Annotated in this window: 22 protein-coding genes; 14 read left to right on the forward strand and 8 right to left on the reverse strand. The window is 55.2% G+C overall.

The genetic code is table 11. From position 1 onward, the window contains the following. Nucleotides 1-13 precede the first annotated feature (13 nt). Nucleotides 14-1294, reverse strand: coding sequence for a glutamate-1-semialdehyde 2,1-aminomutase (gene hemL / locus K5I40_RS15605; RefSeq protein ID WP_223074942.1), 1281 nt, complete (start codon nucleotides 1292-1294; stop codon nucleotides 14-16). Nucleotides 1295-1471: 177 nt separating this feature from the next. Between hemL and clcA the strand changes: the two genes are divergently transcribed. Next, on the forward strand, nucleotides 1472-2848 hold the full coding sequence (gene clcA / locus K5I40_RS15610) for a H(+)/Cl(-) exchange transporter ClcA (RefSeq protein WP_039030320.1): 1377 nt from the start codon (nucleotides 1472-1474) through the stop codon (nucleotides 2846-2848). A 79-nt stretch (nucleotides 2849-2927) separates the two neighbouring features. Continuing rightward, nucleotides 2928-3272: an iron-sulfur cluster insertion protein ErpA gene (erpA, locus tag K5I40_RS15615; protein ID WP_039030319.1), complete on the forward strand. Its 345-nt coding sequence runs from the start codon at nucleotides 2928-2930 to the stop codon at nucleotides 3270-3272. 94 nt (nucleotides 3273-3366) lie between these two features. Here the strand turns inward: erpA and K5I40_RS15620 are convergent, their stop codons facing one another. The 3 genes from K5I40_RS15620 to mtnN are packed head-to-tail and all read right to left on the reverse strand — an operon-like array spanning nucleotide 3367 to nucleotide 5499. Continuing rightward, nucleotides 3367-3990 carry a TRIC cation channel family protein gene (locus K5I40_RS15620; protein ID WP_223074941.1) on the reverse strand — a complete coding sequence of 208 codons (624 nt, stop codon included), beginning with the start codon at nucleotides 3988-3990 and terminating at the stop codon, nucleotides 3367-3369. Between the two features lie 17 nt (nucleotides 3991-4007). Next, entirely contained in the window at nucleotides 4008-4808 is an 801-nt protein-coding gene (btuF, locus tag K5I40_RS15625) for a vitamin B12 ABC transporter substrate-binding protein BtuF (RefSeq protein WP_223074940.1), read from the reverse strand. Continuing rightward, nucleotides 4801-5499, reverse strand: a complete 699-nt coding sequence (gene mtnN, locus K5I40_RS15630; RefSeq protein WP_223074939.1) for a 5'-methylthioadenosine/S-adenosylhomocysteine nucleosidase — start codon at nucleotides 5497-5499, stop codon at nucleotides 4801-4803. The genes btuF and mtnN overlap by 8 nt, the downstream gene beginning before the upstream one ends. Before the next feature lie 82 nt (nucleotides 5500-5581). On the opposite strand from mtnN, the gene dgt reads away from it, so the two are divergent. From dgt to cdaR, 3 genes are all read left to right on the forward strand, one after another. Further along, on the forward strand, nucleotides 5582-7096 hold the full coding sequence (gene dgt, locus K5I40_RS15635; protein ID WP_223074938.1) for a dGTPase: 1515 nt from the start codon (nucleotides 5582-5584) through the stop codon (nucleotides 7094-7096). A 130-nt stretch (nucleotides 7097-7226) separates the two neighbouring features. After that, nucleotides 7227-8657 (forward strand): serine endoprotease DegP, encoded by a 1431-nt coding sequence (gene degP / locus K5I40_RS15640; RefSeq protein WP_039030314.1) that lies wholly within the window; start codon nucleotides 7227-7229, stop codon nucleotides 8655-8657. A 159-nt stretch (nucleotides 8658-8816) separates the two neighbouring features. Next, nucleotides 8817-9974, forward strand: a complete 1158-nt coding sequence (cdaR, locus tag K5I40_RS15645; protein ID WP_039030313.1) for a DNA-binding transcriptional regulator CdaR — start codon at nucleotides 8817-8819, stop codon at nucleotides 9972-9974. Between the two features lie 138 nt (nucleotides 9975-10112). On the opposite strand, the gene K5I40_RS15650 is transcribed toward cdaR, so the two are convergent. The 4 genes from K5I40_RS15650 to map form a co-directional block, all read right to left on the reverse strand. Beyond that, nucleotides 10113-10502: a DUF3461 family protein gene (locus tag K5I40_RS15650; RefSeq protein WP_032616607.1), complete on the reverse strand. Its 390-nt coding sequence runs from the start codon at nucleotides 10500-10502 to the stop codon at nucleotides 10113-10115. A 111-nt stretch (nucleotides 10503-10613) separates the two neighbouring features. Beyond that, nucleotides 10614-11438: a 2,3,4,5-tetrahydropyridine-2,6-dicarboxylate N-succinyltransferase gene (gene dapD, locus K5I40_RS15655; RefSeq protein WP_039030312.1), complete on the reverse strand. Its 825-nt coding sequence runs from the start codon at nucleotides 11436-11438 to the stop codon at nucleotides 10614-10616. A 29-nt stretch (nucleotides 11439-11467) separates the two neighbouring features. Next, nucleotides 11468-14143: a bifunctional uridylyltransferase/uridylyl-removing protein GlnD gene (gene glnD, locus K5I40_RS15660; RefSeq protein WP_139564356.1), complete on the reverse strand. Its 2676-nt coding sequence runs from the start codon at nucleotides 14141-14143 to the stop codon at nucleotides 11468-11470. Nucleotides 14144-14205: 62 nt separating this feature from the next. Beyond that, the gene (map, locus tag K5I40_RS15665; RefSeq protein WP_138370465.1) at nucleotides 14206-15000 is read right to left on the reverse strand and encodes a type I methionyl aminopeptidase; all 795 of its coding nucleotides are present in this window, start codon (nucleotides 14998-15000) and stop codon (nucleotides 14206-14208) included. A gap of 321 nt (nucleotides 15001-15321) precedes the next feature. Between map and rpsB the strand changes: the two genes are divergently transcribed. From rpsB to bamA, 9 genes are all read left to right on the forward strand, one after another. Continuing rightward, on the forward strand, nucleotides 15322-16047 hold the full coding sequence (gene rpsB, locus K5I40_RS15670) for a 30S ribosomal protein S2 (RefSeq protein WP_103178332.1): 726 nt from the start codon (nucleotides 15322-15324) through the stop codon (nucleotides 16045-16047). Nucleotides 16048-16164: 117 nt separating this feature from the next. Beyond that, complete coding sequence (tsf, locus tag K5I40_RS15675) at nucleotides 16165-17016, forward strand: translation elongation factor Ts (protein WP_039030310.1); 852 nt, start codon at nucleotides 16165-16167, stop codon at nucleotides 17014-17016. Between the two features lie 150 nt (nucleotides 17017-17166). Beyond that, entirely contained in the window at nucleotides 17167-17892 is a 726-nt protein-coding gene (gene pyrH / locus K5I40_RS15680) for a UMP kinase (protein WP_032616613.1), read from the forward strand. A 168-nt stretch (nucleotides 17893-18060) separates the two neighbouring features. Beyond that, the gene (frr, locus tag K5I40_RS15685; RefSeq protein WP_039030309.1) at nucleotides 18061-18618 is read left to right on the forward strand and encodes a ribosome recycling factor; all 558 of its coding nucleotides are present in this window, start codon (nucleotides 18061-18063) and stop codon (nucleotides 18616-18618) included. A 92-nt stretch (nucleotides 18619-18710) separates the two neighbouring features. Then, complete coding sequence (ispC, locus tag K5I40_RS15690; RefSeq protein WP_223074937.1) at nucleotides 18711-19910, forward strand: 1-deoxy-D-xylulose-5-phosphate reductoisomerase; 1200 nt, start codon at nucleotides 18711-18713, stop codon at nucleotides 19908-19910. A 185-nt stretch (nucleotides 19911-20095) separates the two neighbouring features. Beyond that, nucleotides 20096-20854 (forward strand): (2E,6E)-farnesyl-diphosphate-specific ditrans,polycis-undecaprenyl-diphosphate synthase, encoded by a 759-nt coding sequence (ispU, locus tag K5I40_RS15695; RefSeq protein WP_039030307.1) that lies wholly within the window; start codon nucleotides 20096-20098, stop codon nucleotides 20852-20854. 12 nt (nucleotides 20855-20866) lie between these two features. Beyond that, entirely contained in the window at nucleotides 20867-21724 is an 858-nt protein-coding gene (cdsA, locus tag K5I40_RS15700; RefSeq protein WP_039030306.1) for a phosphatidate cytidylyltransferase, read from the forward strand. Nucleotides 21725-21735: 11 nt separating this feature from the next. Continuing rightward, nucleotides 21736-23088 (forward strand): sigma E protease regulator RseP, encoded by a 1353-nt coding sequence (gene rseP, locus K5I40_RS15705; protein WP_039030305.1) that lies wholly within the window; start codon nucleotides 21736-21738, stop codon nucleotides 23086-23088. A gap of 29 nt (nucleotides 23089-23117) precedes the next feature. Beyond that, nucleotides 23118-25535: an outer membrane protein assembly factor BamA gene (gene bamA, locus K5I40_RS15710; protein ID WP_039030304.1), complete on the forward strand. Its 2418-nt coding sequence runs from the start codon at nucleotides 23118-23120 to the stop codon at nucleotides 25533-25535. The last annotated feature ends 18 nt before the right edge of the window (nucleotides 25536-25553 follow it).

Here is a 25553-nt window from a genome sequence, read left to right on the forward strand (position 1 = left end):
GGCATATCACAACTCAAAGCTTCGCAAACACCCGACGCGCCGCGTCGATGGTGTTGTTGATATCCTCTTCGCTGTGCGCGACTGACATAAAGCCCGCCTCAAACGCCGACGGTGCCAGGTAAACGCCCTCGTCCAGCATCAGATGGAAGAAACGCTTGAAGCGTTCAACGTCGCACTGCACTACATCCTGATAGCAGGTTACGGTTTTGGCTTCGGTGAAGAAGATGCCGAACATGCCGCCGACGTGGTTCACCACCAGCGGGATACCCGCGTCTTCTGCCGCTTCCAGCAGGCCGTTTGCCAGCTGGGTGGTGCGCTCGGTCAGGGTGGTATGGATACCCGGTTGCGCCACTTCGGTGAGACAGGCGAAACCGGCGGCCATGGCAATCGGGTTACCGGACAAGGTACCTGCCTGGTACACCGGACCGGTTGGGGCCAGCGCGTCCATCACCTCTCTGCGGCCACCAAAGGCGCCCACCGGCATACCGCCGCCGATGATTTTGCCCAGACAGGTCAGATCCGGTACCACGTCGTAATAAGACTGGGCGCCCGCCAGTGCAACGCGGAAGCCGGTCATCACTTCGTCGATGATCAGCAGCGCGCCGAACTCGTCGCACAGCGCACGCAGGCCCTGCAGGAAGCCCGGCTGAGGTGGAATGCAGTTCATGTTGCCCGCTACCGGCTCAACGATGATGCAGGCGATCTCCTGTGGATACTGCTCAAAGGCGGCACGCACGGAATCCAGATCGTTATAGGTGCAGGTCAGGGTGTGCTTCGCGAAGTCCGCCGGAACGCCCGGGGAGTTTGGCTGCCCGAGGGTCAGCGCGCCGGAACCCGCTTTCACCAGCAGGCAGTCGGCGTGGCCGTGGTAGCAGCCTTCGAATTTGATGATTTTGTCGCGGCCGGTAAAGCCGCGCGCCAGACGGATGGCGCTCATGGTCGCTTCGGTACCGGAGTTCACCATACGTACCATATCCATGGTCGGCACCAGTTCAGTCACCAGCTCCGCCATTTTGACTTCCATTTCGGTCGGCGCGCCGAAGCTTAAGCCGCGCTCCGCCGCTTCGATCACCGCGTTACGGATAGCCGGATGGTTATGCCCTAAAACCATCGGGCCCCATGAGCCGACATAGTCGATATAGGCTTTGCCATCCACGTCATACAGATATGCGCCATCGGCACGTTCGATAAACAGCGGTGTACCGCCCACGCCGGTAAAGGCACGGACCGGGGAGTTAACACCGCCAGGGATAAGCTCGCGGGCTGCACTGTAGAGGTTTTCAGACTTGCTCATGGCGTGGTTCCTGGCTCGTATAAAATGATTAAGCCCACTATTCTAAGTTATTCGTGGAAGGTTATGAAATTTTTGCCCCATTAATCCATTAACAATTGTTAAGTAATTTTCCAGAGACGGCAGGGCGGTCTCTGGTAAACTCCCTGCGGCGATTTGTATGACGAAAAATTACAGGCAATGAAAGCAGATTCTCCCTCATTTGAAGAACAACAGTTTGCGCGTGCGCAACACCGTATCAGCATCCGTCGGCTGCTCAACCGCGACAAGACACCGCTGGCGATTTTACTGGGCGCGGCGGTTGTTGGCACGCTGGCGGGGCTGGTGGGCGTCGCGTTCGAAAAGGCCGTCAATGGCGTCCTTAACTGGCGTATTGGCACCGTGGCGGGTTACGCCGATCGTGAATGGCTGGTGTGGATCCTGGCCTTTGGTTTATCAGCCCTGTTCGCGATGGTGGGGTATTTTCTGGTGCGTAAATTCGCTCCGGAAGCGGGCGGCTCGGGGATCCCTGAGATAGAAGGGGCGCTCGAAGAGCTGCGCCCGGTCCGCTGGTGGCGCGTACTTCCGGTTAAGTTTATTGGCGGGATGGGCACGCTGGGGGCGGGGATGGTGCTCGGGCGCGAGGGGCCGACCGTACAGCTGGGCGGCAATGTGGGCCGTATGGTCAGCGATCTGTTCAGGATGCGCAGCGCTGAAGCACGCCATACGCTGCTGGCAACCGGTGCCGCCGCGGGCCTTTCCGCCGCGTTCAACGCCCCGCTGGCGGGGATCCTGTTTATCATCGAAGAGATGCGCGCGCAGTTTCGCTATAACCTGATCTCGATTAAAGCGGTCTTTACCGGCGTGATTATGTCGAGCATTGTCTTTCGGTTATTTAATGGCGAAGGGGCGGTGATTGAGGTCGGTAAGTTAACCAACGCGCCGGTCAATACGCTGTGGCTCTATCTGATCCTCGGCATGATTTTTGGCATTGTCGGCCCGCTGTTTAATGCCCTTATTATTCGCGCGCAGGATATGTTCCAGCGGATCCACGGCGGTAACACCACCAGATGGGTGCTGGTGGGCGGCCTGCTGGGGGGCGTGTGCGGTGTGCTGGGCTTTATTGAACCCAACGCGGCAGGCGGTGGCTTTGGGCTGATCCCCATTGCAGCTGCGGGTAACTTCAGCATCGGCCTGCTGCTGTTTATGTTCATCTCCAGGGTCATCACCACCGTACTCTGCTTCTCCTCCGGCGCGCCCGGCGGCATTTTTGCCCCCATGCTGGCGTTGGGCACGTTGCTGGGCACGGCCTTTGGCATGGCCGCTGCCGCAGGTTTCCCGGCATATCATCTTGAGGCTGGCACCTTTGCCGTCGCCGGAATGGGGGCGCTGCTGGCGGCGTCGCTGCGCGCGCCGCTCACCGGGATCGTGCTGGTGCTGGAGATGACCGACAATTACCAGCTCATTTTGCCAATGATCATTACCTGCCTGGGGGCCACACTATTAGCCCAGTTCCTCGGCGGAAAACCGCTATACTCCACCATTCTTGCCCGTACCCTGGCGAAGCAGAATACTTGAATGAATTACCAGGGTATTAGATAATGACAACAAGAATTGGGTGATTTTTACCCACTAGCAGTATTCATGGGAGCATAAGATGAGTGATGACGTAGCGCTGCCGTTGCAGTTTACCGAAGCAGCAGCCAAAAAAGTAAAAGACCTGATTTCCGATGAAGACAATCCGGAGCTGAAACTGCGTGTGTACATTACCGGCGGCGGCTGCAGCGGCTTCCAGTATGGATTCACCTTTGACGATCAGGTTAACGATGGTGACATGACCATTGAGAAGCAGGGCGTCGCGCTGGTCGTTGACCCGATGAGCCTGCAGTATCTGGTGGGTGGCTCTGTTGATTACACCGAAGGTCTGGAAGGTTCGCGCTTTGTGGTAACCAACCCGAACGCGACAAGCACCTGCGGGTGTGGTTCTTCGTTCAGTATCTGATGGTATGGCCGGGTGCCCTCACCCCAGCCCTCTCCCACAAGGAGAGGGAGCAAACACTAAAAACGGGAACCTTGAGGTTCCCGTTTTGCTTTTATTACCGCCCGTTTTCGTCCAGCGCGAAGGTCGGTAGCTTCAGGTGCCAGCGGATTGCCGCCAGCCTGATGGCCAGCGTGACCACCATTCCCAGCATCGCCGCCTGTTCCAGCGGAACATTAAAGGTGTACCACGCCGTGGCGTGGACGATCCCGCCCAGAATGCAGGCCGTGGCGTAGATTTCCGTTCGCAGGATCATCGGCACTTCGCGCGCCAGAATATCGCGGATAATCCCGCCGCCCACGCCGGTGACCACCCCCATACAGATCGCCACCATCGGGCCGGTTCCGGCCATAAACGCCTTGTTGACCCCAATCCCGACAAACACCGCGAGACCCACCGCATCCAGCACCGGCAGCAGCCATTTCGGCAGGCGGCGCGGCTGGCGGACCAGGATAATGGTTAACATGCAGGTGACCATCGCCACCACCAGGTCGGTGGGATCTTTGACCCAGAATACCGGGCCATGATCGAGGGCCATATCGCGGATGGTTCCTCCGCCAACGGCGGTGACCACGCCCAACACCAGGACGCCAAATGGGTCCATGCGTAATTTACCGGCGAGCAGAACGCCGGAGATCGCAAAAACGGCTGTGCCAAGAATATCCAGCCAGTAAACGAGCATCGTAATCCTCGAGAAAATTAGTGGCTCTGCGACAGCGCAGAGCAGAGTTGTTTTGCGGCGAGGATAATACGCGGGCTCGCGCGCTCAAACCAGTCACTCTTAAGGGCAATTACCGGTATTTTTAACTGACTTTTCCAGTACTGCTCTATTTTGGGAATATCGCCTGCGGAACCGGCTACAACAATGGCCTGCGGCTGGCGCGCCAGAACCTGCTCGCGGCTCACCTGGGGCCAGGGCACCCGGCTGGCAGCAAAGATATTTTCTCCACCACAGAGTTCCAGTACCTGATGTTGCAAAGAGCCTTTGCTGGTAGTGAACAGGGGTTGCTGGCCAAACTGGATAAACACCCGCTTTTTCGACAGTGCGCCGTAGGTAGCCTTCAGGGCGGCATACTCCGTCAGCATCTGCTGCGCGGCCTGCTGCGCTTTTTGTGGTTCCGGGCTCCAGGGGGCCAGATCGCGAAGGGCCTGGGCGACCTGCTCAATGCTGGTGGCATCGATCCACTGCACTTTTATCCCCAGCGAGGCCAACTGGTTTACCTGACGTTCGGCATTGCCACCGCGCCAGGCCAGCACCAGATCGGGCTTAAGCGCGACGATGCGTTCAACGTTCATGCCTTGCCAGGTGGCAACCTGTTCAATTTTAGCCGCTTCGGGGGGATAGTCGGAATAGCTGCTGACCCCGACAGGGACGATCCCGGCGGCAAACGCCAGCTCGGTATTGGCGGGGGAGAGGGTAATAACACGCGGCGCGGCCAGAAGCCACGCCGGTGTCAGCAGAAACAGCGCAACAAGCGCTCTGATGAGCGGCTTAGCCACGCGCCAGTTTCTGTACCAGCGTCTCAACCATCAGGCTGGACTGTTTGGCGGCAACCACGAGGAACTCGTCGAAGCTCAGGTGAGACTGCTGATCGGCCACGTCGGAGATGGCGCGAACCACCACGAACGGCACGTTGAAGTTATGACAAACGTGAGCGATGGCGGTGGCTTCCATTTCCACGGCAACCGCCTGCGGGAAGTTGTGACGGATTTTCGCCAGATTCACGGAGCCGTTAATAAACGCATCACCGCTGACAATCAGGCCACGTACGGCGTTGAGGTTCAGCTCGGCGATGCAGCTTTCTGCGGCGGCAACCAGTTTGTCATCCGCTTTAAAGCCCGCCGGGCAGCCCGGAAGCTGGCCGTACTCGTAACCAAAGGCGGTCACATCGGCGTCGTGGTAGCGTGCTTCATCAGAAACCACGATGTCGCCCACTTTCAGGGTTGGCGCGAGACCGCCCGCAGAGCCGGTGTTAATGATCAGATCTGGCTTGCAGCGTTCCAGCAGCAGGGTAGCGCCCAGCGCGGCAGAAACTTTACCGATACCTGATTTCAGCAGAGCAACTTCAGTACCGTTCAGCGTGCCGGTGTAAATCTCACAGCCGCCCAGAGAGAGGGTCTGACGGTTCTCAATTTTGTCACGCAGCAGCGTAACTTCTTCTTCCATTGCTCCAATAATACCGATTTTCATAGATTTACTCGCGATGTGCCTTGTTAAGATGCATAGTCTATCATGCGGTTAAGGGGAAACGCATTCTCACGCGGGGGAGCACATGGCACCAATCGATTTTCGCACCAAAATTAACTGGCACCGTCGCTACCGCTCCCCACAGGGGAACAAGAGCGAACATGAGATCCTGCGGATCTTCGAAAGCGATCGCGGGCGCATCATTAACTCTCCGGCAATCCGTCGATTGCAGCAAAAAACCCAGGTCTTTCCACTCGAACGCAACGCGGCCGTGCGCACCCGGCTCACCCACTCGCTGGAGGTGCAGCAGGTTGGCCGCTATATCGCAAAAGAGATTTTAAGCAGGCTCAAAGAGCAGCGCCTGCTGCAAACCTACGGACTGGACGAGCTGACGGGGCCGTTTGAAAGCATCGTTGAGATGGCGTGCCTGATGCACGACATCGGCAATCCGCCTTTTGGTCATTTTGGTGAAGCGGCGATCAATGACTGGTTCCGCCAGCGTCTTTATCCCGCCGATGCGGCCAGCCAGCCGCTGAGCGACGATCGTTGCCTGGTGCAGGATCTGCGGCTGCGCGAGGGCGAAGAGGCGCTGAACGCGCTGCGTCGCAAGGTGCGTCAGGATCTCTGTCATTTTGAGGGCAACGCGCAGGGCATCCGGCTGGTGCACTCCCTGATGCGCATGAACCTCACCTGGGCGCAGGTGGGGTGCATTCTGAAATATACCCGTCCCGCCTGGTGGCAGGGCGATCCCCCCGCGACGCACAATTATTTGATGAAAAAGCCGGGGTATTATTTCTCTGAAGAGAGCTATATCGAGCGCCTTCGTCAGGAACTCTCCCTGCCGCAGTATGGTCGTTTTCCATTAACCTGGATTATGGAAGCGGCGGATGATATCTCCTATTGCGTTGCCGATCTGGAAGATGCGGTCGAAAAAAGAATATTCAGCGTCGAGGGGCTTTATCAGCATCTTTATGATGCCTGGGGCAACCACGAAAAAGGGTCTTTATTTTCGCAGGTTGTCGAAAACGCCTGGGAGAAATCGCGCTCTAACACCCTGAGTCGGAGTACTGAAGATCAGTTCTTTATGTATTTACGCGTCAACACCCTGAATAAACTGGTGCCCTATGCGGCTGAGCGTTTTATAGACAATATCGAACAGATTTACCGCGGTGAATTTAATCATGCGCTGCTGGAAGACGACAGCGGATTCAGCCAACTTCTTGAACTGTATAAGAATGTCGCCATGCGGCATGTGTTCAGTCATCCGGATGTTGAGCAGCTGGAATTACAGGGCTATCGGGTTATAACCGGCCTGCTGGAGATCTACCGTCCGCTGCTGCAATTATCCGTGGACGACTTTAGCGAGCTGGTAGAAAAAGAACGGGTACGCCGTTTTCCCATTGAAACCCGGCTATTTCATAAACTTTCAACACGCCACCGGCTGGCGTATGTGGAATCGATCGGTAAATTAGACCGTCAGCGGACGGACTGGCCGGTGCTGGAGTTTTATTATCGCTGCCGCCTGATCCAGGACTATATCAGTGGAATGACGGACTTATATGCATGGGATGAATACCGCAAGTTGATGGCGGTGGAATAAAGGTGAGTTTTGTAAAGACGGCCAATAAATTTTTACTTTTTCCAGAAACTTAATACCGGAACTAAGCGCAGCAAAACGAATCTGATATACACAGCAATTGTGCGTGACCTGTAAATCGAGATTAAGAAACATGAAAAAAACCACTTTAGCAATGAGTGCACTGGCTCTGAGTTTAGGATTAGCGTTGTCTCCTCTGTCTGCTAGCGCAGCGGAGACCGGATCGTCGGCAGCCACTGCGCAGCAGATGCCAAGCCTGGCGCCGATGCTGGAAAAAGTGATGCCATCGGTGGTCAGTATCAATGTCGAGGGCAGCACCACCGTCAACACGCCACGCATGCCACGTAACTTCCAGCAGTTCTTCGGCGATAACTCGCCGTTCTGCCAGGACGGTTCACCGTTCCAGAGCTCACCATTCTGTCAGGGCGGCGATGGCGGCGGCAACGGCGGCGGCCAGCAGCAGAAATTTATGGCGCTGGGTTCTGGCGTGATCATTGATGCGGCCAAAGGCTATGTTGTCACCAACAACCACGTGGTGGATAACGCCACCAGCATTAAAGTGCAGCTGAGCGACGGGCGTAAGCTCGACGCCAAAATGGTCGGGAAAGATCCGCGCTCTGACATCGCCCTGATTCAGATCCAGGATCCAAAAAACCTGACCGCGATTAAGCTCGCCGACTCTGACGCGCTGCGCGTGGGCGACTATACCGTGGCGATCGGTAACCCGTTCGGTCTGGGTGAGACGGTGACCTCCGGTATCGTTTCTGCCCTTGGTCGTAGCGGTCTGAATGCGGAAAACTACGAAAACTTTATCCAGACGGATGCGGCGATTAACCGTGGTAACTCCGGTGGCGCGCTGGTGAACCTCAACGGCGAGCTGATCGGGATTAACACCGCGATCCTCGCCCCTGACGGCGGCAACATCGGCATTGGCTTCGCCATCCCAAGCAACATGGTGAAAAACCTGACGGCGCAGATGGTCGAGTTTGGCCAGGTGAAACGCGGCGAGCTGGGAATTTTGGGTACCGAGCTGAACTCCGAGCTGGCGAAAGCCATGAAGGTTGATGCCCAGCGCGGTGCCTTTGTCAGCCAGGTGATGCCAAACTCCTCTGCGGCAAAAGCGGGGATCAAAGCCGGGGACGTGATCACCACCCTGAACGGCAAACCGGTGAGCAGCTTCGCGGCACTGCGTGCAGAAGTGGGCTCTATGCCGGTCGGCAGCAAAGTGAGCCTGGGCCTGCTGCGTGAAGGTAAACCGGTAACCGTAAATCTGGAACTGCAGCAGAGCAGCCAGAACCAGGTGGATGCCGGAACCATCTTCAGTGGTATCGAAGGTGCGGATATGAGCAACAAGGGCCAGGATAAAGGCGTGTCGGTGGACAACGTTAAAGCCAATAGCCCGGCTGCCCGTATCGGCCTGAAGAAAGGGGATGTGATTATCGGTGCTAACCAGCAGCCGGTTAAGAACATCGCTGAACTTCGCAAAATTCTCGACAGCAAACCGTCGGTGCTGGCGCTGAATATCCAGCGTGGCGACACCTCTCTCTATCTGCTGATGCAGTAACCCGTTCAGCCCCTGTTTCTGCCTGGAAACAGGGGCTTTTACTTTCCTTTCTGTGAACCCTTCCACAAGTCCATACTTCTCCCTGTGAGTTTGTGCATTCGCACAATGCGGCCCTGATTAATCTTCCTTATGCTTGAGCTCTGCTCAGAGGAGGGCGACATGGCTGGCTGGCATCTTGATACCAAAATGGCGCAGGATATCGTGGCACGAACGATGCGCATCATTGACACCAATATCAACGTGATGGACGCTCGCGGCCGGATCATTGGCAGCGGCGATCGCGAGCGTATTGGGGAATTGCACGAAGGTGCGCTGCTGGTGCTCTCCCAGGGGCGCGTGGTGGATATTGATGACGCGGTGGCGCGACATCTTCACGGCGTGCGCCAGGGGATCAACCTGCCGCTGCGTCTGGAGGGGGAAATCGTCGGGGTTATTGGCCTGACCGGTGAGCCGGAATCCCTGCGCAAATACGGTGAGCTGGTCTGCATGACCGCAGAGATGATGCTGGAGCAGTCCCGCCTGATGCACTTGCTGGCGCAGGACAGCCGCCTGCGTGAAGAGCTGGTGATGAACCTGATCCAGGCGGAAGAGCATACCCCGGCATTAACAGAGTGGGCGCAACGTCTGGGCATCGATCTCAACCAGCCCCGCGTGGTGGCGGTGATCGAGGTCGACAGCGGCCAGCTGGGCGTCGACAGCGCCATGGTGGAGTTGCAGCAGCTGCAGAACGCGCTGGCCACGCCGGAGCGTAATAACCTGGTGGCGATCGTCTCGTTAACCGAGATGGTGGTGCTGAAACCGGCGTTGAACCAGTTTGGCCGCTGGGATGCGGAAGATCATCGTCGGCGCGTGGAACAGCTGATTGCGCGGATGAAAGAGAACGGCCAGCTGCGTTTTCGCGTGGCGCTAGGCAACTACTTTACCGGGCCGGGGAGCATTGCCCGTTCGTGGCGTACGGCCCGCACGACTATGATGGTTGGCAAGCAGCGTATGCCGGAAAACCGCAGCTATTTTTACCAGGATTTGATGCTGCCGGTGCTGCTCGACAGCCTGCGCGGCGGCTGGCAGGCCAACGAACTGGCGCGCCCGCTGGTGCGGCTGAAGGCTATGGATAACAACGGCCTGCTGCGGCGCACGCTGCAGGCGTGGTTCCGTCATAACGTGCAGCCGCTGGCCACGTCGAAGGCGCTCTTTATCCACCGTAATACGCTGGAGTACCGCCTGAACCGCATTTCGGAGCTGACGGGGCTGGATCTGGGGAATTTTGACGACCGGCTGTTGCTGTATGTTGCGTTGCAGTTGGACGAGCAGCGGTGACGTTGTTTGCCGGGTGGCGGCTGCGCCTTACCCGGCCAAGGTAAAAGCAAAACGGCAACCCAAGGTTGCCGTTTTTAGTGTTTGCACCCTCCCCCGGTGGGAGAGGGCCGGGGTGAGGGCATCATGCCGCACCGGGAATTACTTATTACGGGTCAGCTTCTCAAGATCCGCTTCGATTTCCGTGATCTTGTGGGCAACGACGCTTTCCAGATGACGCAGGTCATCAAGGATCTTACGTTTCAGATCCACTTCAGTGCGATCGCGCTGGCAAATCTGATCCAGTTCATCAATCACATAGCGCAGATTCGGGCTGATCTCCTGCACCTCTTTGTAACCCTGACCGATGCCATCGGCAACGACAGTTTTACGCTGGCGCGGGTATTTAAACTTTACGCTCTTGGCGAAGAACTCGCCCTTATCCTTGTGGAAATAGATTTTCAGGATATCGTTATTGGCTTCCTGACGGAGGCTGTAACGGTCAATTTCATCAGGATTAGTAATGCCCAGACTTTTCAGATTATCGTACATAGCGGTACCCTTGATCTCAACATAACCCATGAATAATTCACGAAAAAATCTATTTTCGCCACCCTCAGATATAAAAAAAGCGGGGTTGCCCCCGCTTTTTGTTATACCCGATTAATCGATGGTACGCAGCAGTTCGTTGATGCCCACTTTGCCGCGGGTTTTCGCATCGACTTTTTTGACGATAACCGCACAGTACAGGCTGTATTTGCCATCTTTTGATGGCAGGTTGCCGGAAACCACCACGGAACCCGCCGGTACGCGACCGTAATGCACTTCACCGGTTTCACGATCGTAAATACGGGTGCTCTGGCCGATGTAGACGCCCATGGAGATCACGGAGCCTTCTTCGACGATCACGCCTTCAACCACTTCGGAACGTGCGCCGATGAAGCAGTTGTCTTCGATGATGGTTGGGTTCGCCTGCAGCGGCTCAAGAACACCACCGATACCCACGCCGCCAGAGAGGTGGACGTTTTTACCGATCTGCGCGCAGGAACCTACGGTCGCCCAGGTATCCACCATGGTACCTTCGTCAACGTAAGCACCGATGTTCACGTAAGATGGCATCAGCACGGTGTTACGGGCAATGAATGCACCCTGACGAACAGCTGCCGGTGGCACCACGCGGAAACCTTCTTTCTGGAAACGCGCTTCGTCGTAATCAGCGAATTTCATGGGTACTTTATCGAAGTAGCGGCTTTCCGCACCGTCGATAACCTGGTTATCGTTAATACGGAAAGAGAGCAGTACCGCTTTCTTCAGCCACTGATGAGTGACCCACTGACCGTCGATTTTTTCCGCTACACGCAGTGCGCCGGAATCAAGCAGAGAAATAACCTGATTAACCGCCTCACGGGTCACGGTGTCTACATTTGCCGGCGTAATGTCGGCGCGACGCTCAAAAGCGGACTCAATAACGTTCTGTAACTGCTGCATAGTTCAACTCTTTCCAGGTAAAAAAAACATCACCCTTTATCGTTTGGATTGAGGGCTGCTGTCAACCGTTGTTGCACTTCCTGTTGCAGGGCATTATTAAGCCCACGACGGTCGGCGGTGGCGATTATAAATAAATCTTCTACTCGCTCGCCAATGGTTGTAATTCTGGCGCCGTGCAGCGAAATTCCCAGATCGGCAAAAACCTGCCCGACCCGGGCGAGGAGCCCTGGCTGGTCGAGCGCGATCAGCTCCAGGAACGATTTGCGGTCGGTATGGGTCGGTAGGAAATTGACCTCGGTATCGACGGTAAAGTGGCGCAGTTTTGCCGGCTGTCGACGCGGCTGCGGTGGCTGCCAGCTGCGCTGGGTAATCGCCTGCTCTAGTCCGTAGCGAATGGGCTCGTGTCGGTCGGCCGACAGCGGGCTGCCGTCCGGCTCCAGTACAATAAAGGTATCCATCGCCATGCCGTCGCGGGTCGTGAAGATCTGCGCGTCGTGCACGCTAAGGTTACGTCTGTCGAGTTCAGCACACACCGCCGCGAAGAGGTAAGGGCGGTCGGGGCTCCAGATGAAAATCTCGGTTCCACCACGGGTCGCCTGCGGGCTCAGCAGGATCAGCGGCTTCGTCAGATCGTGCTGCAGCAGATGGCGCGCGTGCCAGGCCAGCTGGTTTGGACTGTGGCGGACAAAATAGTTGGCGCGACAGCGGGCCCAAATCAGATGCAGCGCCTCCTCTTTGATATTTTCCATCCGCAACAGCGCCAGAGCCTGCATCTGGTGATGGCGCACGCGCTCACGCATGTCCGGCGTGCTCTGCATTCCGCGACGCAGCTGTTTTTCGGTAGCGAAATAGAGCTCGCGCAGCAGGCTCTGCTTCCAGCTGTTCCACAGCGTTTCGTTGGTGGCGCAGATGTCGGCTACCGTCAGGCAGACCAGGAAACGCAGGCGGTTCTCCGTCTGCACCGCTTCGGCGAACTGCTTGATCACTTCCGGATCCTGAATATCACGACGCTGGGCGGTCACGGACATCAGCAGATGGTGACGAACCAGCCAGGCCACCAGCTGCGTTTCACGTGAATTAAGCCCGTGTAGCTCGGCGAATTTCAGGACGTCTTCCGCGCCGAGGACCGAATGGTCGCCGCCGCGCCCTTTGGCGATGTCGTGGAACAGGGCGGCAATCAGGATCAGCTCCGGGTTGGTCAGGCGAGGCCAGAGCTCAACGCAGAGCGGGTGGCGGCTGCGCACCTCTTCCTGAGCAAAACTTTCCAGCTTCAGCATCACGCGGATGGTGTGTTCATCAACGGTATAGGCATGGAAAAGGTCAAACTGCATCTGACCGACAATATGCGACCACTGCGGCATATAGGCCCAGAGCACGCTGTGACGGTGCATTGGCAGCAGCCCGCGTCTTACCGCGCCCGGATGACGCAGCATGCTCAGAAACAGCGAACGCGCCTCGGGGATGTAGCACAGCGGCTGAGTCAGATGGCGGCGGGCGTGGCGCAGATGACGCAGGGTGGTGGAGTAGATCCCGGTAATGGAACTGTTACGCACCATGGCGTAGAACATCCGCAGGATCGCTTCCGGTTTGCGGATAAACAGCGTCTCGTCGCGCAGGTCGATCAGCGCGCCGCGCAGCTGGAATTCATCATCAATCGGGCGCGGTTTTTCATCGGCGGTCAGGGCGAGGATGGCCTCATCAAACAGCTGTAACAGCATCTGATTCAGCTCACCCACGCGGCGGGTGACGCGGAAGAAATCTTTCATCATCTGCTCAACCGGTTCGTTGCCTTCACCGCTGTAGTGCAGGCGCTGGGCGACGCTTAACTGACGGTCGAACAGCAGGCGGTTGTCGTAGCGGGTCACTTCCAGATGCAACGCAAAACGGATGCGCCACAGCAGATGCAGACACTCATTCAGCTCGGTGCGCTCCGCTTCGGTGAGGAAACCAAAGCCGACCATCTCATCCAGCGAGGTGGCGCCGAAATGGCGGCGGGCCACCCACTGCAGGGTATGGATATCGCGCAGGCCGCCCGGGCTGCTTTTTATGTCGGGCTCCAGGTTATAGCTGGTGCCGTGGTAGCGCTGGTGGCGCACCTGCTGCTCATCGACCTTCGCGGCGAAGAACTTCTCCGACGGCCAGAAGCCGTCGCTGAAGATGTGCTTTTGCAGCTCAAGGAACAGCGCGACGTCGCCGATCAGCAGGCGTGATTCAATCAGGTTAGTGGCGACGGTGAGATCGGACAGCCCCTCCAGCAGACACTCTTCCAGAGTGCGCACGCTGTGGCCGACCTCCAGCTTGACGTCCCACAGCAGGGTCAGCAGCTCGCCGATTTTTTGCGCCTGTTCGTCAGGCAGCTTTTTGCGACTCAGGATCAGCAGGTCGATATCCGACAGCGGGTGCAGTTCGCCACGGCCATAGCCGCCGACGGCCACCAGCGCCACGTCGCCTAACTGACCAAAACCGTAATCAATCCATAAACGCTGCAGAAGCTGGTCAATAAATTCCGTGCGGGCTTCAATCAGCGCTTCGGCGGAGATCCCGCTGTCAAAGGCGTCACCCAGCCAGCGCTGAAAAATGTCGATATGCGCTTTGATGCCCGCGCAGGTCAGCTCGGCCGTGGGCCAGACGCCGGGGTTATCCGGCTGGCCAGGCAGGGTGGGGAGTGCCGTATTGGCATACTGTTCGGGTAAAAGGTTACTCATTGCGCGCCACCCATAAGAAAAAACGATAGCCATTAAAAAAGCCGGCATTTGCCGGCTTCTTATCATGCGTCTTGCGAGAGTATCGCCGGGATGGTGTCATCCTTGCGTAACGTCAGAATTTCGCAGCCGTTGTCTGTCACCACAATAGTATGCTCGTACTGGGCAGACAAGCTCCGGTCTTTGGTTTTCACCGTCCAGCCGTCTTTCATGGTACGGATGCGGTAATCACCTGAGTTGACCATCGGCTCGATGGTAAAGGTCATGCCCGCCTGCAGCACCACGCCGCCGTCATCGGCATCATAGTGCAGAACCTGTGGCTCTTCGTGGAAGACACGGCCAATGCCGTGACCGCAGTATTCGCGCACCACAGAGAAGCCCTGGGCTTCAACGAATTTCTGGATAGCCGCACCAAGGGTACGCAGGCGAATGCCGGGTTTAACCATCTTCAGCGCCAGGTAGAGGCTCTCCTGGGTCACTTTGCACAGACGCTCACCCAGAATGGTCGGTTTACCGACGATGAACATCTTAGAGGTGTCACCGTGGTATTCATCTTTAATGACGGTGACGTCGATGTTTACGATATCGCCATCTTTCAGCAGTTTTTCGTCATCCGGAATGCCGTGGCAGACCACTTCATTAATAGAGATGCAAACGGATTTCGGGAAGCCGTGATAGCCGAGGCAGGCGGAAACCGCATGTTGCTCGTTCACGATATAGTCGTTACAGATACGATCCAGCTCGCCGGTGCTGACGCCAGGCTTAACGAATGGCTCGATCATTTCCAGCACTTCAGCGGCCAGACGACCGGCGACGCGCATCTTTTCAATTTCTTCAGGTGTCTTAATAGAGATAGCCATGTAATCTGTCCATCAGTGTCGTTTTTTTCGACAATACTAGTCTAAGTGTTGTCAATGGTATCAGTCTGGCGCACATGCTGCCAAATTGAGATTCCTTTACCGCACACACGGCCAACAATTGTTGGTTTCGGATAGCGTTTTGTGGTATAAAGCGCGCCGGACTTCCGATCCATTTCAGATACACAGGATGGACGGGAGCGACAAATCTCACTTTGTGTAACAACACACACGTATCGGCACATATTCCGGGGTGCCCTTTGGGGTCGGTAATATGGGATACGTGGAGGCATAACCCCAACTTTTAAATAGAGGTTTTAAAACATGGCAACTGTTTCCATGCGCGACATGCTCAAGGCTGGTGTTCACTTCGGTCACCAGACCCGTTACTGGAACCCGAAAATGAAGCCTTTCATCTTCGGCGCACGTAACAAAGTTCACATCATCAACCTTGAGAAAACTGTCCCAATGTTCAACGAAGCCCTGGCTGAGCTGAACAAGATCTCTTCCCGTAAAGGTAAGATTCTGTTCGTTGGTACTAAGCGCGCTGCAAGCGAAGCTGTGAAAGAAGCTGCTAACAGCTGCGACCAGTTCTTCGTGAACCATCGCTGGCTGGGCGGTATGCTGACTAACTGGAAAACCGTTCGTCAGTCTATCAAGCGCCTGAAAGATCTGGAAACCCAGTCTCAGGACGGTACTTTCGAAAAGCTGACCAAAAAAGAAGCGCTGATGCGCACTCGTGAGCTGGACAAGCTGGAAAACAGCCTGGGCGGTATCAAAGATATGGGCGGCCTGCCAGACGCGCTGTTCGTAATCGATGCTGACCACGAGCACATCGCAATCAAAGAAGCTAACAACCTGGGTATCCCAGTATTCGCAATCGTTGATACCAACTCCGATCCGGACGGTGTTGACTTCGTTATCCCGGGTAACGACGATGCAATCCGTGCTGTTAGCCTGTACCTGAGCGCTGTAGCTACTACCGTTCGTGAAGGCCGTTCCCAGGATCTGGCTTCTCAGGCGGAAGAAAGCTTCGTAGAAGCTGAATAATAAGGTTCTACCCCTTATTAGTACCGTGTATGAATAGGGGCCCATTATCGGCCCCTTTTTTCAATTTATACTGTTTGGCCGCTGGCCGGGCAGTTCACATCTCCCGAGGATTTAAGAATGGCTGAAATTACCGCATCCCTGGTAAAAGAGCTGCGTGAGCGTACTGGCGCAGGCATGATGGATTGCAAAAAAGCGCTGACTGAAGCGAACGGCGACATCGAGCTGGCAATCGAAAACATGCGTAAATCCGGTGCGATCAAAGCAGCTAAGAAAGCAGGCAACGTTGCTGCTGACGGCGTGATCATCACTAAGATCGACGGCACCTACGGCATCATTCTGGAAGTTAACTGCCAGACTGACTTCGTTGCTAAAGATGGCGGTTTCCAGGCATTTGCTAACAAAGTTCTGGACGCAGCTATTGCTGGCAAAATCACTGACGTTGAAGTTCTGAAAGCACAGTTCGAAGAAGAACGTGTTGCTCTGGTTGCTAAAATCGGTGAGAACATCAACATCCGTCGCGTTTCTTCTCTGGAAGGCGACGTTCTGGGTTCATACCAGCACGGCGCACGTATCGGTGTTCTGGTTGCTGCTAAAGGCGCTGACGAAGAGCTGGTTAAACAGCTGGCAATGCACATCGCTGCAAGCAAGCCAGAATTCGTTAAGCCAGAAGACGTGTCTGCTGAAGTAGTAGAAAAAGAGTACCAGGTTCAGCTGGACATCGCCATGCAGTCTGGCAAGCCAAAAGAAATCGCAGAGAAAATGGTTGAAGGCCGCATGAAGAAATTCACCGGCGAAGTTTCTCTGACTGGCCAGCCATTCGTTATGGATCCAAGCAAAACTGTTGCTCAGCTGCTGAAAGAGCACAACGCTGACGTAACTGGCTTCATCCGCTTCGAAGTGGGCGAAGGCATCGAGAAAGTTGAGACTGACTTCGCAGCAGAAGTTGCTGCAATGTCCAAGCAGTCTTAATCAGCGAAAAGAAGCCGCCTGAGGGCGGCTTCTTTTTGTGTACGTCTGTATAAATCAGCCAGGCGCCTATAGAGTCTGTGTTGAATTGCGATATAACATGTCGCCAGAATTAACCCCCATCTTAATCGTTGACAGTCCCAGGAAAGAAATATGGCTACCAATGCAAAACCCGTTTACAAACGCATTCTGCTTAAGCTGAGTGGCGAAGCGCTGCAGGGGTCGGAAGGCTTCGGTATTGACGCAAGCATCCTTGACCGCATGGCGCAGGAGATCAAAGAACTGGTTGAACTGGGCATCCAGGTTGGCGTAGTCATTGGCGGTGGTAACCTTTTCCGTGGCGCAGGTCTGGCAAAAGCCGGCATGAACCGCGTTGTGGGCGATCACATGGGTATGCTGGCAACGGTCATGAATGGCCTGGCAATGCGTGATGCCCTGCATCGTGCCTATGTGAATGCGCGCCTGATGTCCGCTATTCCGCTGAATGGCGTATGTGATAACTACAGCTGGGCCGAAGCGATCAGCCTGCTGCGCAATAACCGCGTGGTGATCCTCTCCGCCGGTACGGGTAATCCGTTCTTTACGACCGACTCCGCAGCCTGCCTGCGCGGTATCGAAATCGAAGCCGATGTGGTACTGAAAGCCACCAAAGTGGATGGCGTGTTTACTGCCGATCCGGCAAAAGATCCTGCTGCAACCATGTACGATCAGCTGACCTACAGCGAAGTACTGGATAAAGAGCTGAAAGTGATGGATCTTGCCGCCTTCACGCTGGCCCGCGACCACAAATTGCCGATTCGTGTCTTCAACATGAACAAGCCTGGCGCACTGCGCCGCGTTGTTATGGGTGAAAAAGAAGGCACTTTGATCACGGAGTAATTTCCGTTGACGATAAATACAGGTAAGATTCCGCTCTACATTGTAGTGATATCTTACCTGGACGCGCCTTTGGCGTTGTCATGAATTAAACGCGACTATACTTAGCACACCTGTAGCAGCTGTGCTGGCGGATAGTCTGCCTGAGACAAGTTTTCAAGGATTCGTAACGTGATTAACGACATCAGAAAAGATGCTGAAGTACGCATGGACAAATGTGTAGAAGCGTTCAAAACCCAAATCAGCAAAATTCGTACTGGCCGTGCTTCTCCAAGCCTGCTGGATGGCATCGTCGTGGAATACTACGGTACGCCAACTCCGCTGCGTCAGTTGGCGCAGGTTACGGTTGAAGATACCCGTACGCTGAAAATCAACGTGTTCGACCGCTCTATGGGTCCGGCCGTTGAGAAAGCGATCATGGCGTCCGATCTGGGTCTGAACCCCAGCTCAGCAGGCACCGATATTCGCGTTCCGCTGCCACCGCTGACCGAAGAGCGTCGTAAAGACCTGATCAAAGTGGTTCGTGGCGAAGCCGAGCAGGGCCGTGTTTCCGTGCGTAACGTTCGTCGTGACGCGAACGATAAAGTAAAGGCGCTGCTGAAAGAGAAAGAGATCAGTGAAGACGACGATCGCCGTTCTCAGGACGACGTTCAGAAACTGACTGATGCCGCTATCAAGAAAATTGACGCGGCGCTGGCAGAAAAAGAAGCAGAGCTGATGCAGTTCTGATTTCTGTCGTAATCTGATAAAACGCCGTACAGAAGGCCTTTGGGCTTTGCTGGCGGCGTTTTGCTTTTCTGGTTCACTATTCCGGGCATCTCATGAAGCAATTAACTCTCCTTGGCTCGACCGGCTCCATTGGTTGCAGCACTCTCGATGTTGTTCGCCATAACCCAGACCACTACGCGGTGGCCGCTCTTGTCGCAGGCAAAAACGTTCACCGTATGGTGGAACAGTGTCTGGAGTTCACCCCGCGCTATGCGGTGATGGATGATGAAGCGAGCGCCCGGCAGGTTAAGGCGTTGCTGGCGGAGAAGGGGAGTCGCACCGAGGTGTTAAGCGGGCCAAAGGCTGCCTGCGAAATGGCCGCGCTGGATGACGTCGACCAGGTAATGGCCGCTATCGTGGGTGCGGCGGGACTGCTGCCGACGCTTGCCGCCATCGATGCCGGAAAATCCGTTTTGCTGGCAAACAAAGAGTCCCTTGTGACCTGTGGTCGTCTGTTTATGGATGCCGTGAAGCGCAATGGCGCGCGTCTTTTGCCGGTAGATAGCGAACATAACGCGATTTTTCAGAGTTTACCGCAACCCTTTCAGGAGAACCTGGGGTACGCTGATCTCGAGCAGAATGGCGTCTCTTCTATCCTGCTTACCGGGTCTGGTGGCCCGTTCCGTGACGCACCGCTGTCTGAACTGGTCTCAATGACCCCGGATCAGGCATGCCGTCACCCGAACTGGTCGATGGGGCGTAAAATCTCCGTTGATTCGGCCACCATGATGAATAAAGGTCTGGAATATATTGAAGCCCGCTGGTTGTTCAACGCCTCGGCAGCGCAGATGGAAGTGTTGATTCACCCGCAGTCGGTGATCCACTCCATGGTACGTTATCGTGATGGCAGCGTGATGGCACAGTTAGGTGAACCCGATATGCGTACGCCTATCGCCCATACCATGGCCTGGCCGAACCGCGTGCTTTCAGGCGTTAAGCCGCTCGATTTCTGTAAACTGAGTGCGCTGACCTTCAGCGCGCCTGATTATCAGCGCTATCCGTGCCTGAAGCTGGCGATGGAAGCCTTCGAGCAGGGGCAGGCGGCAACGACCGCACTCAACGCGGCGAACGAAATCGCTGTCGCCGCCTTCCTCGATAATCGGATCCGCTTTACGGATATCGCTACGCTGAACCTGTCTGTTCTTGAGGTGATGGATTTACGCGAACCGCAAAGTGTGGATGACGTATTGACCGTCGATGCGAACGCCAGAGCCACGGCGCAAAAAGCGGTGACGCACCTCGCAAGCTGGTGATAATCCACCCGCAGGTGGTCATGCTATTTGTTAGCGTTGGGCTTCAGTGATATAGTCTGCGCCACCTGATTGCGGGTTGTTGACGTTACGTGGTCAGGTAAGCCGTGGTATGACACGGCTTTTTTACGTAAAGGCTTCAGTATTCCTGAGTACCGTTAAATCCTTTCAGGGACCAAAAACGCGTTATGTTGTCTGCGAACCAACCAATAAGCGAAAACTTGCCAGCTCATGGCTGTCGTCATGTAGCAATCATCATGGATGGCAATGGCCGCTGGGCGAAAAGACAAGGGAAGATCCGAGCCTTTGGGCATAAAGCTGGGGCAAAATCTGTGCGCCGCGCTGTTTCTTTTGCCGCCAATAACGGCATTGACGCGTTAACGCTCTATGCTTTCAGCAGTGAAAACTGGAATCGACCTGCGCAGGAAGTTAGCGCGTTGATGGAATTGTTCGTGTGGGCGCTCGACAGCGAAGTAAAAAGCCTGCACCGCCACAACGTTCGCCTGCGGATTATCGGCGATACCAGTCGTTTTAACTCACGTCTGCAGGAACGCATTCGTAAAGCGGAAGCATTAACCGGGCAAAACACCGGCTTAACGCTCAATATCGCGGCGAATTATGGCGGACGTTGGGATATTGTCCAGGGTGTGCGGCAATTGGCTGAACAGGTTCAGGAAGGGCTCATAAGGCCGGACCAGATTGATGAAGAGGCGCTGAGCAAGCAAATCTGCATGAGTGAACTGACACCCGTGGATTTAGTAATTAGGACAGGGGGAGAACATCGCATCAGTAACTTTTTGCTGTGGCAAATTGCCTATGCCGAACTTTACTTTACAGATGTTCTTTGGCCCGATTTTGATGAACAAGACTTTGAAGGTGCGCTGCATGCCTTTGCCAATCGAGAGCGTCGTTTCGGTGGTACCGAGCCTGGTGGCGACAACGCCTGATGGGGGTAGCTTTTGCTGAAGTATCGCCTGATTTCTGCGTTTGTTTTAATACCTGTTGTCATCGCGGCGCTGTTTTTACTGCCTCCGGTGGGATTTGCTATTGTCACACTGGTCGTCTGCATGCTGGCGGCGTGGGAATGGGGACAGCTTAGCGGCTTTACATCGCGTTCCCAGCGGGTATGGCTGGCGGTGCTGTGCGGCCTGATGCTGGCGCTGATGCTCTTTATGCTGCCAGAGTACCATCACAATATTCATCAGCCGATCATTGCAGGTTCGCTCTGGCTTTCGCTAGGATGGTGGCTGGCAGCGTTGCTGCTGGTGCTTTTTTATCCGGGCTCTGCCTCGCTGTGGCGTAACTCTAAAGTGTTGCGCCTCTGTTTTGGGCTGTTCACCATCGTTCCTTTCTTCTGGGGAATGCTTGCTCTCCGTACCTGGCACTACGACGACAACCCTTACAGCGGCGCGTTATGGCTGCTCTATGTCATGATTCTCGTCTGGGGGGCTGACTCTGGCGCCTATATGTTTGGTAAACTGTTTGGCAAACATAAACTGGCCCCGAAGGTCTCCCCGGGTAAAACCTGGCAGGGCTTTATCGGCGGTCTGTTTACGGCGGCGATTATCTCCTGGGGTTATGGTGTATGGGCCAACCTCGAGGTCGCACCGGCAACATTACTGGTCTGTTCAATCGTTGCAGCGCTGGCTTCCGTGCTGGGTGATTTGACCGAGAGTATGTTTAAGCGTGAAGCAGGGATCAAAGACAGTGGCAATCTCATTCCAGGGCACGGCGGTATCCTGGATCGCATAGACAGCCTGACGGCAGCAGTTCCCGTGTTTGCCTGCCTGTTTTTACTGGTGTTTGGGACGATTTAACGGAAGGTTTTATGCTTAGCATTCTCTGGAATCTGGCGGCGTTCATTGTTGCACTGGGTGTACTAATCACGGTGCATGAATTTGGCCATTTCTGGGTTGCTCGGCGCTGTGGCGTGCGTGTTGAGCGCTTTTCCATTGGCTTTGGTAAAGCGCTCTGGCGTCGTAACGACCGCCACGGCACAGAATTTGTTATTGCCCTTATCCCCTTAGGCGGCTACGTCAAAATGCTGGATGAACGCGTAGAGCCGGTTGCGCCTGAAGTGCGCCACTACGCGTTCAACAACAAAACGGTTGGCCAGCGCGCCGCTATTATTGCTGCCGGTCCGGTTGCAAACTTCATCTTCGCCATCTTTGCTTACTGGCTGGTGTTTATCATCGGTGTCCCTGGTGTTCGTCCGGTTGTTGGTGAAATTACGCCCAACTCCATCGCGGCAAGCGCGCAAATTAATCCGGGCATGGAACTTAAAGCAATTGATGGTATCGAAACCCCTGATTGGGATGCCGTTCGGTTGCAACTGGTGGCTAAAATTGGCGATGAGAAGACGACCGTCAGCGTGTCGCCTTTCGGTTCTGACCAGCGTCAGGACAAAATTCTGGATTTACGCCACTGGACCTTTGAGCCGGATAAAGAAGATCCCGTTGCGGCATTAGGCATTCGGCCACGTGGCGCACAGATTGAACCGGTGCTGGCAGAAGTCCAGGCTGATTCAGCGGCGCGTAAAGCAGGTTTGCAAGCAGGCGACAGGATCGTTAAAGTCGATGGTCAGCCTTTAACGCAATGGATGACTTTTGTTACTCTGGTGCGCGATAACCCAGGTACGCCACTGGCGCTGGAGATAGAAAGGCAGGGGAGTCCGCTCTCCTTAACGTTGATTCCGGATACCAAACCGGGCGGCGGTAAGGCTGAAGGGTTCGCAGGCGTGGTGCCTAAAGTGATCCCGCTGCCTGATGAGTACAAGACAATACGCCAGTATGGGCCGTTCAGCGCCATCCTTGAAGCCACGGATAAAACATGGCAACTGATGAAGCTGACCGTGCAGATGCTGGGTAAATTGATTACCGGTGACGTAAAACTGAACAACCTCAGTGGGCCGATCTCGATCGCTCAGGGGGCTGGGATGTCAGCAGAGTTCGGGGTGATTTACTATCTGATGTTTTTGGCGCTCATTAGCGTGAACCTCGGGATAATCAACCTGTTCCCACTTCCCGTCTTAGACGGGGGTCATCTGCTGTTTTTAGCGATAGAGAAGCTAAAAGGCGGGCCGGTATCCGAGCGAGTTCAAGACTTTAGTTATCGCATTGGTTCGATTTTACTGGTGCTGTTAATGGGGCTTGCACTTTTCAATGATTTCTCTCGGTTGTAAGAGAGTGTTAGGAAGAACGCATAATAACGATGGCGATGAAAAAGTTGCTCATAGCGTCGCTGCTGTTTAGCAGCGCGACCGTATACGGTGCTGACGGGTTCGTAGTGAGAGATATTCATTTCGAAGGCCTTCAGCGAGTCGCCGTTGGTGCGGCCCTCCTCAGTATGCCAGTGCGCCCAGGCGACACGGTTAATGATGAAGACATTAGTAATACCATTCGCGCCCTGTTTGCCACCGGCAACTTCGAGGACGTACGCGTTCTGCGCGATGGTGATACGCTGCTCGTTCAGGTAAAAGAGCGTCCGACAATTGCCAGCATCACCTTCTCCGGCAACAAGTCGGTGAAAGACGATATGCTCAAGCAGAACCTCGAGGCCTCTGGCGTCCGTGTCGGCGAATCCCTGGATCGCACCACCCTGTCTGATATCGAGAAAGGGCTGGAAGATTTCTACTACAGCGTCGGTAAATACAGCGCGAGCGTAAAAGCGGTTGTGACGCCACTGCCGCGTAACCGTGTCGATCTGAAACTGGTCTTCCAGGAAGGTGTTTCCGCGAAGATTCAGCAGATCAACATCGTGGGTAACCACGCGTTCAGCACCGATGAACTGATCTCAACGTTCCAGCTGCGTGACGAAGTGCCGTGGTGGAACGTGGTGGGCGACCGTAAATACCAGAAACAGAAACTGGCGGGCGATCTCGAGACCCTGCGCAGCTACTATCTGGACCGTGGTTATGCCCGTTTCAACATCGACTCGACTCAGGTTAGCCTGACGCCGGACAAGAAGGGTATCTACATCACGGTCAACATTACCGAAGGCGATCAGTACAAGCTTTCAGGTGTTGAAGTGAGTGGCAACCTGGCGGGTCACTCTGCTGAGATCGAAAGCCTGACCAAATTGCAGCCGGGTGAACTCTATAGCGGTTCGAAAGTGACCAAAATGGAAGACGGCATTAAAAAGCTGCTCGGCCGTTATGGTTATGCTTACCCGCGCGTTCAGACCCAGCCTGAAATTAACGATACGGATAAAACCGTTAAGCTCCACGTTAACGTCGATGCGGGCAACCGTTTCTACGTGCGTAAGATCCGCTTTGAGGGTAATGATACCTCCAAAGATGCCGTACTGCGCCGCGAAATGCGCCAGATGGAAGGGGCCTGGCTGGGCAGCGACCTGGTCGATCAGGGTAAAGAGCGTCTGAACCGTCTGGGCTACTTCGAAACGGTTGATACCGACACCCAGCGTGTTCCAGGTAAACCGGATCAGGTCGACGTCGTTTACAAGGTTAAAGAGCGTAACACCGGTAGCTTTAACTTTGGTGTCGGTTACGGCACAGAGAGTGGCGTCAGCTTCCAGGTGGGCGTACAGCAGGATAACTGGTTAGGTACAGGTTACTCCGTCGGTATCAACGGAACCAAAAACGACTACCAGACTTACTCTGAACTCTCCGTGACAAACCCTTACTTCACCGTTGATGGTGTGAGTCTGGGCGGTCGTATTTTCTATAACGACTTTAAAGCGGATGATGCGGACCTGTCTTCGTATACCAACAAAAGTTACGGCTTAGACGGTACGCTCGGATTCCCGATCAACGAATACAACACCTTGCGTGCGGGCTTAGGTTATGTGCATAACGACCTGTCCAACATGCAGCCGCAGGTGGCAATGTGGCGTTATCTGGACTCTATCGGACAGCCTGCCAGCACCTCGAATGATGACAACGGCTTTGCCGCCGATGACTTCACCTTCAACTATGGCTGGACGTACAACCGCCTCGACCGTGGTTTCTTCCCGACCGAAGGTTCGCGCGTCAACCTGAACGGTAAAGTGACAATCCCGGGCTCGGATAACGAGTTCTACAAGGTTACGCTGGATACTGCGTCCTACTTCCCGATCGACGAAGATCATAAATGGGTGGTTCTGGGTCGTACGCGTTGGGGTTACGGCGATGGCTTAGGTGGCAAAGAACTGCCATTCTATGAGAACTTCTACGCCGGTGGTTCCAGCACCGTACGTGGCTTCCAGTCCAACAACATCGGTCCGAAAGCGGCCTACTACGGCGGCAACGACGAAGATAACTGCGATAAGGCGTCTTCTAGCGAAGTATGTAGCTCTGATGATGCAGTGGGCGGTAACGCCATGGGTGTCGCCAGCCTGGAGTTTATTACTCCTACGCCGTTCATCAGCGATAAGTATGCCAATTCCGTACGAACCTCGTTCTTCCTGGATGCAGGTACCGTATGGGATACTAACTGGCAGAATACGGCTGAAACGAGAGCTGCGGGCATTCCTGACTACAGCGATCCGAGCAATATTCGTATGTCTGCCGGTCTCGCACTACAATGGATGTCACCGCTGGGGCCGTTGGTCTTCTCCTACGCCCAGCCGTTTAAGAAATACGAGGGAGACAAAGCGGAGCAGTTCCAGTTTAACATTGGTAAAACCTGGTAATTGTCCGTTGCAACGGAA

It is taken from the genome of Leclercia sp. LTM14, assembly GCF_023736175.1.
Classification (GTDB): Bacteria; Pseudomonadota; Gammaproteobacteria; order Enterobacterales; family Enterobacteriaceae; genus Enterobacter; species Enterobacter barmai.